We start from the raw sequence: 2,140 nt of genomic DNA on the forward strand, positions 1-2,140 counted from the left end.
ATAATAAGTCGCTATGCAACCAGTGATATACAGATGCCTACTCATTACAACTGCCTGCCATAAGGTTTAGTATCTCTGGAGGGTGAGGACAATTCCACCGCCAACCAGTAGTTCCAGCGTGAAACCTTTCCCATTGATACTGGCGGAATAGAGCAGGGTTAAATCGCTCCAAGAACATTGGGAACTCCATTGTAACCTTACATTCATAAGACCCAGCATTGAAACACTGGAACCTAAAGCACCCTCTATTCTCCACCCAGAACAAAGCAGAACACCTTACTTTTTTCTTACTTCCTTTCCTGCCAGCAGAGCAGAAAGGACAGGGAAACTCATACTTAAGAACTCTGGTGTTCTTTGATTCCTTAATATCCCCTATTGAATATTGGAAGATAATTTCTCTGTATTTCTTGTCAATATTGCTTTCTTTGGTATTCCTTGAGTTCATAATAATTGGCGTATTGCTTTTGTTTTGCCTCTTTATTATACACCAGTATCCTATATCTTGMAAGTCCTTAGGTATTGACAAAGTAGCAGAATATGAGTATAATGAGTATGTTGCTCTTTGAAGGCATATGAGTTTCTTAAAGTTCTCAAATGCCTATATAACTATGTTATGGTTTGAGCAGGTTGTAGATACTCATAAGGTTCCTTTGTTTCCTCAAGGTTCTTATCTGCCTCAAGTATTTATATCACCTGAACCCGTGCGTAGCACAATCCCGTAGCGTAGCGTAGGGATTTAACCTGAAACTCCTTTATAAACACCATAAAGAAGTATAAGGTCTAATGTATCTTCTTGGTTCTTATGCGGTCTAAGCGGTCACTCTATCAGCACCTGCTAAATCAGAAGGAACCCTAAATACATACAAGACCCTTAAGTAAATCAATATGACCTTTCCGTTTCCCTGTAAACCCTTAAGAGAGCAGATTTCTTATAAGCAACACGAGGCACATATAATGAAATCAAGAGACGCTCTATGTGCTCACTACAGGTTGAATAAAAGTGACCTGATAAAATACCTTATCAAAAAGGAAGCATTAACCTTAAGGACACCTACTGGTCTGCTTGAAGAGCACCAATGAAAAAATCAGTGCTCCTAAACCCCGTTGAGTACCAAATGCTTCTTGAGGTGGCAAAGAGAAACCGCCAAAAACCAGAAGCATTCTTGGCATCCATCATTGAGAAGGCATATGCTCACATCAAATAAGCAACAGATACTTGCTAAATTAGATTACCTTGAGACCCAACTGGAGAACCTCAACCACCATCTACCAGAGACATATGAGTTTATAATCCACCAGATTGACTGCCAAAAGCGGGTTCTGGTGGAACTTGAGGTAAATGAGACCTTTGAGTTGATTGATACTCATAAGGCGTGATATGAGCAGTCAATAGGATTTTTGGTTTCTCTAACCTACATTTTGCTTCCTTTAGGTAAATAAAAATGCTGCCAACTGTCCTGAACACACCAGTAGAAGCAGCAATGCTCCAAGACCTGCAGAAAACTAACAAGCAGTTTCGCAACCTTGAGGAGTTGGTACTGGGTCTTATACGGGAAGTTTATGGGAAGAAGAATGGGAGATAGTAAGCAATAAGAAAGGGTCTTTGTAGACCCGTTGATGTTATTGGTTTTTGTAGGTATGGCGGGGTTTGAGGTATAATTGGTCAGGAGACCCCTGCATTGGAACCTGGGGGATTTTCAATGGGTTGAGTGTACGATTTCCCTTCCGTATCCCCCGCATCCATTAACGAAATTTTCGGCGTGACCCATTCCAACTTCTCTTGAGCAGGCACTAAATCTTTAAGGTCGTTAGTCATCTATTCAGTTGTAAGGGGTTAGCAACAAGCAACAACCCCAAACAACCCTTATGAAGTTGATGACGAAGCAAAATGTTATCAACAATATTGATAACAGGTGTAACTAAGCGAAAGTTTCAAGATAATGGACCGCTGTTAAATGGTCCTATCGGAAGGCGCTCATCTTTGAGAAAAGCACCTTTGCTCTCAGTATCCACAGCATCCATCAGCGAAATCTTCGGTGTRACCCACTCCAACTTCTCTTGAGCGGGCACTAAATCGTTGAGTTCGTTAGTCATCTATTCAGTTGTAAGGGGTTAGCAACAAGCAACAACCCCAAACAAC

Annotated in this window: 2 protein-coding genes; both read right to left on the reverse strand. The window is 41.1% G+C overall.

The features are described 5' to 3' along the window. Positions 1–1,663: 1,663 nt before the first annotated feature. Complete coding sequence (locus C7K08_RS15670; protein ID WP_161955939.1) at positions 1,664–1,816, reverse strand: hypothetical protein; 153 nt, start codon at positions 1,814–1,816, stop codon at positions 1,664–1,666. A 116-nt stretch (positions 1,817–1,932) separates the two neighbouring features. After that, on the reverse strand, positions 1,933–2,094 hold the full coding sequence (locus C7K08_RS15675; protein ID WP_161955940.1) for a hypothetical protein: 162 nt from the start codon (positions 2,092–2,094) through the stop codon (positions 1,933–1,935). Positions 2,095–2,140 lie beyond the last annotated feature (46 nt).

Source organism: Synechococcus lacustris str. Tous (assembly GCF_003011125.1).
Taxonomy (GTDB): Bacteria; Cyanobacteriota; Cyanobacteriia; order PCC-6307; family Cyanobiaceae; genus Synechococcus_D; species Synechococcus_D lacustris.

Coding starts and splice junctions, on each gene's coding strand:
- C7K08_RS15670 (WP_161955939.1), bottom strand. CDS start 1,816: ATGACTAACGACCTTAAAGATTTAGTGCCTGCTCAAGAGAAGTTGGAA.